Raw genomic sequence first — 5,539 nt, 5'->3', positions numbered from 1 at the left:
CTGCTGGCCACCGGTCCAGGCCGGGTGCGACGTCGGATCGATTTCCAAACGCAGCGTATCCCCCGGCTTCCCGTAGGTCGAACGGGTTTGGTAGGTATGGCCATCGGTCATCACAATCGTGATGGGATGGTAGTCGGGGTGAATGTCCTTTTTCATCGACGCTCTCGCAGCACAGGTTGGCCGTTTCCGGCACAGCAAAACTCGTGAAGCGAGGCTTCTACCTGAAGCGCCCCCGTCTGTCCAGCGCACATGTCGATTCTTGCCGGTTTTCTGCGCGTCGATTTTCTGCCGGTTGTTGTTCCAAGGCGGGGCTGCTATGACCGCCGCCGTACCCATGCTGCCGCCGCACGCACGCCGTCGACTATCGATTAGGATGAAGGGCTATGCGCCAACCCAGGTCTTTTCCCGCCGCTGCTGCCGACGAGCGGGAACGGAGCCGCAGTCTGCGCTCCTTGCGCTTTTTGCTGACGTACCTCAAACCCTATCGCCTTCACATGATCGGGGCCGGATTGGCCTTGATCGTGGCCGCCAGCACGGTGCTGGCGCTGGGGTCTGGCTTGCGGCATTTGGTCGATGAAGGCTTTGTTTCGGGCGATGTCGGGCTGCTCGATAAAGCGGTTCTCGTGCTGATGGCCGTCGTTATTCTACTGGCCGGTGCCACCTTCAGCCGCTTCTACCTCGTCTCCTGGCTCGGCGAACGGGTGGTGGCGGATATTCGCCGCGATGTGTTTGCGCGGGCCTTGCAGTTGGATGCAACCTTTTACGACACGGCGCGGACGGCGGAAATCCAATCGCGCCTGACGACGGATACCACGATTATCGAAGGCGTCGTCGGCTCGTCCTTCTCTATCGCCCTGCGGAATTTCCTGCTGTTTATGGGCGGCTCGGTGATGCTGTTGATTACCAGCGCCAAGCTGACCGGGCTGGTGTTTCTGGTGGTGCCGCTGGTTGTCGGGCCGATCATCATCATCGGTCGTCGGGTGCGGAACCTGTCGCGCCGGGCACAGGACGAAGTGGCGGCGGTCGGCGTGCAAATCACCGAAGCCCTGCAAGGCGTGCGCACGGTGCAGGCCTTCACCCATGAAAAAATGGAGCAGCGCCAGTTCGAAGGCCGCATCGATGCCGCTTTTTCCGCCGCGCGTTCGCGCATCATTGCCCGCGCCTATCTGACCGCGATTGTCATTCTGCTGGTTTTCGGCGCGATCAGTATCATTCTGTGGATCGGCGGGCGCGACGTGCTGGCGGGCACGCTCTCGCCCGGCGATCTCTCGGCCTTCGTTTTCTATGCGGCGGTGGTCGCGGGCGCGGTCGGGGCGATTTCGGAAGTGATCGGCGATTTACAGCGCGCCGCAGGGGCGTCAGAGCGCCTCATCGAGCTTGCCAGCACAGTGCCCGCCATTCAGGCCCCCGCCCATCCTGTGCCCCTTGTAAGGCCCGTGCGCGGGGCGGTGAGCTTTGAGGCGGTCTCCTTCCACTATCCAACGCGCCCGGATCGGCCTTCGCTCGATCAGATCAGCTTCACCATCGCCCCCGGCGAGCGCGTCGCCCTGGTCGGCCCCAGCGGCGCGGGCAAGACGACGGTGCTGCAACTGCTGCTGCGCTTCTATGATCCCAACAGCGGCATCATCCGCTTCGACGGCCACGCTCTGACGGACCTCGACCCCGCCGAGCTGCGCGGCGCGATGGCGATTGTGGCGCAGGAGCCGGTGATTTTCGCGGGAACCGTCGCCGAGAACATCCGCTACGGCCGCCCCGATGCCTCCGACGCCGAGCTGCACGCGGCCGCCGAAGCCGCCTTCGCCGCCGAGTTTATCGGTAAGCTGCCGCAGGGGTTCGAAACCCAATTGGGCGAGCGCGGCATGCGCCTCTCCGGCGGTCAGCGCCAGCGCATCGCCATCGCCCGTGCCATTCTGCGCCAACCGGCGCTTCTCTTGCTCGATGAAGCCACCAGCGCGCTGGACGCCGAGTCCGAACGCGCCGTTCAACAGGCGCTCGACGGGCTGATGCAGGAGCGCACTACCCTCGTCATCGCCCATCGCCTCGCCACGATCGTCAGTTGCGACCGTATTCTGGTTCTGGACCAAGGCCGGATTATCGAAAGCGGCACCCACGACAGCCTCGTTGCGCAAGGCGGACTCTACGCGCATCTTGCGGCGTTGCAGTTCGGCGCGCGGTAGAGGAAAAGGCAGGGAGCGCCGCTCCCTGCACCCTCGTCAAAAGGCTTTCGCCCTTTGAAATCCCATTTCTTATTCTTTGGCGGGTTCCCTAAGGGCATTCGGCCCTTGGGCGGGAGTGTGAGGGCAGCGCCCTCACAATCGCGTTAGCGACCCTTTTACTCCGCCGGTGCCGGCGGCGGTATCGCGGCATCCGGCACGCTCGGCTTACGCGTCAGCCATTCGGACAGGCGCTCGAAGTAGAGATAGACGACCGGCGTGATGTAGAGGGTGAGCAGTTGCGAGACCAGCAGCCCGCCGACGACGGCAATCCCGAGCGGGCGGCGCAACTCCGCCCCGGCCCCATGCCCGAGGGCGATGGGCAGCACGCCCATAAGGGCCGCGAAAGTGGTCATCATGATCGGGCGGAAGCGGATAATACAGGCGTCGTAAATGCCTTTTTCGGCATTCATATCGCCCTCGCGTTTCCGCTCTAGGGCGAAGTCGATCATCATAATCGCGTTTTTTCTTCACGATGCCGATCAGCATGATAATGCCGATGATGGCGATGACCGAGAGGTCCATATTGAAGAGCTGCAAAGACCACAGCGCCCCCAAGGCCGCCGAGGGCAGGCCAGAGAGAATCGTGATCGGGTGAATGAAGCTTTCGTAGAGCACGCCGAGAATAATATAAACGGCGAGCACGGCGACAAGCAGCAGCATGCCTTGCCCGCGTTCGGCATCCTCGAACACTTTCGCCGAGCCCTGGAAGGCGCTGGAGATGGTCACCGGCAGGGCCAAGCGCTGTTCCATCTCCTTGATCGCATTGACCACTTGGCCGAGGGCAACGCCCTCGTTGAGCGCGAAGGAAAGAGTAACGGCGGCGAGCTGCCCCTGGTGGTTCACCGACAGCGGGCCGACCGAGCGGCTGATACTGGCGAAGGTTTCCAGCGGAATCATTGTCCCGTTCGCTGCCCGCACGTAAACGGCGTTCAGCCCATTCATGCTGCTTTGGAACTTCGGGTCGGCTTCGACAATCACGGCGTAATCATTGACCGAGGTAAAGATGGTCGAGGCTTGGCGCGTGCCGAAATAGCTATAGAGGGTGGTGCGTAGCGTATCGATGCCGACGCCTAGGGAGGCGGCCTTATCCCGGTCGATATCCACCATCGCTTGCGGCGAACGGATGCGCAAATCCGAGGAGACATCCTGCACGCCCGGAATGCGGCGCAACTCGGCCTCAAGGCGGGGTGCCCAGGCGAAAAGCTCATTCGTATCCACGCCTTGCAGCGTATATTGATAGGCGAGATTGGAGCTTCTCCCGCCGATGCGCAGGTTCTGGACGGGGTTGATGAAGGCATTGATCCCCGGAACCGCCTGCAACTTATTGCGCAATTGGGTGATGATCGCGCGGATTTCTGGCGTCGTGCGCTGATCCTTCGGTTTCAGGCCGACGAACATTTGCCCGGTATTGCCGCCGCGCCCACCAAAGCCGCCACCCGCCGTGGAATTGACGGTTTCGACATTCGGGTCGGCGGCGACAATGGCGGCAAGTTGCTGTTGCTTTTCAGCCATCGCCGGGAAGGCGGTATCCTGGTTGGTTTCGGTGAAAATCGTCAGCAGGCTATTGTCTTCTTCAGGGAAGAAGCCGCGCGGAATCTGCCGGAACTCATGGATCGTTAAAAAAGTCAGTGCGATGGTGAACATCAGCATCACGAACTTATGGCGCAGCACGAGGCGCAGGCTGGCGTCGTAACCGTTCTGAAGGGCCAGAAAGGCTCCTTCGAGCGTCCGCCCGAACAGATTTTCGCGCTCGCCGTGCTGATGCGGGCGCAGGAAGCGCGCGCACATCATCGGCGTCAGCGTGAGCGAGACGAAGCCCGATACTAGAATGGCCATGCTGATCGTCACGGCAAATTCAAAAAAGACGCGCCCGACAACGCCGCCCATGAAGAGGACCGGAATAAAAACCGCGATGAGCGAGAGCGTGATCGAGATAATCGTAAAGCCGATTTCGCGGCTGCCCTTCAGCGCAGCTTCCATCGGCGACATGCCTTTTTCGGTATAGCGGACGATATTTTCCAGCATCACGATGGCGTCATCGACAACGAAGCCGACCGCCAGGGTTAGGGCCATCAGCGAAATATTATTGAGGCTGAACCCGCACAGATACATGCCTCCCAGCGTGCCGATGATCGACATGGGCAGGGCCAACGAGGGGATGAGCGTTGCCGAGATTTTCCGCAGGAACAGGAAGATCGTCAGCACGACCAGAATGACCGTGAGAACGAAGGTAAACTCCACATCGGCAATCGAATCGCGCACCGAAATGGAGCGGTCGTTCAGCACAGCGATACTCACCGACGGCGGAATTTGCGCGCGGAAGACCGGGATCAGCGCCTTGATTGAATCGACCACCTCAATGGTATTCGCGCCCGGCTGGCGCTGAATGGCGAGGGTGATGGAGCGGGTGCCATTGTACCAACTCGCCACGCGGTCGTTCTGCACCGAATCGATGACGGTGGCGATATCGCCCAGCCGCACCGGCGCGCCATTGCGGTAAGCAACCACAAGCGGGGTGAAATCCTTGGCCAGTTCGGGCTGACCGGAGGTTTTGAGAATCAGGGTCTGCTTGTCGCCGTTCAAACTGCCGACCGGCGTGGTCGAGGTGGCGGAAACGATGCTGCGCTGCACATCGTCGATGCTGATGCCCAGCGAGGCCATCGCCTGCGGGTTTACCTGAACGCGCACGGCGAATTTCTGTCCACCGAAAATATTAACTTGGGAGACGCCGGTGATGGTGGAGAGCCGCTGCGCCATCATGGTTTCGGCATATTCGTTCACTTGGCTGAGGGGCAGCACCGAGGAGCTGACGGCCACGAACAGAATAGGCTCATCCGCCGGATTAACTTTGCGGAAGGAGGGCGGGTTGGGCATTTCGCGCGGCAAGCGCCGGGTTGCGACCGATAGGGCCGACTGTACGTCGAGCGCCGCCGCATCGATGTCGCGGTTCAAATCGAACTCCAGCACCACCTGAGTACTGCCGAGGGTGCTGGTCGAGGTGATCGAGGTGATCCCGCCGATATTGGAGAATTCCCGCTCCAGCGGCGTTGCCACCGAGGCGCCCATCGTTTCCGGGCTCGCCCCCGGCAGATTGGCGCTCACGACGATGGTTGGAAAATCCACCTTCGGTAGAGCCGCCACGGGCATTTGCTTGAAGCCCGCGATTCCGAGAATGCACAGCGCTGCCATCATCAGCGTTGTCATCACCGGGCGCCGGATGCAGAGTTCGGAGAGGTTCATCGAAGGCTCCTGCGGGAAGCGGGCGAGGGGTGTTTTTAACTACGGGCGGGCGGCTGTTGGCCGGTCTGGGTGGCACCCGACTG

General features: G+C 61.5%; 3 protein-coding genes and 1 pseudogene. 1 reads left to right on the top strand and 3 read right to left on the bottom strand.

From position 1 onward, the window contains the following. Window positions 1-156, bottom strand: a 156-nt coding sequence (gene rpmE, locus VZ95_RS13950) for a 50S ribosomal protein L31 (RefSeq protein WP_045776396.1), incomplete at its 3' end; no start/stop codon positions are given. 227 nt (window positions 157-383) lie between these two features. Here rpmE and VZ95_RS13945 point away from each other — a divergent pair. Continuing rightward, window positions 384-2,177, top strand: coding sequence for an ABC transporter transmembrane domain-containing protein (locus VZ95_RS13945; protein ID WP_045776395.1), 1,794 nt, complete (start codon window positions 384-386; stop codon window positions 2,175-2,177). Between the two features lie 155 nt (window positions 2,178-2,332). On the opposite strand, the gene VZ95_RS28285 is transcribed toward VZ95_RS13945, so the two are convergent. Continuing rightward, window positions 2,333-2,626: an efflux RND transporter permease subunit gene (locus VZ95_RS28285; RefSeq protein ID WP_269747111.1), complete on the bottom strand. Its 294-nt coding sequence runs from the start codon at window positions 2,624-2,626 to the stop codon at window positions 2,333-2,335. A gap of 115 nt (window positions 2,627-2,741) precedes the next feature. Then, window positions 2,742-5,405, bottom strand: a pseudogene (locus tag VZ95_RS13940) (efflux RND transporter permease subunit); the annotation flags it as partial. Window positions 5,406-5,539: the final 134 nt, after the last annotated feature.

The organism is Elstera litoralis (genome assembly GCF_000963705.1).
Lineage (GTDB): Bacteria > Pseudomonadota > Alphaproteobacteria > Elsterales > Elsteraceae > Elstera > Elstera litoralis.
The sequence above is the reverse complement of the archived record's forward strand: the minus strand, read 5'-3'. Positions and strand labels throughout refer to the sequence as shown.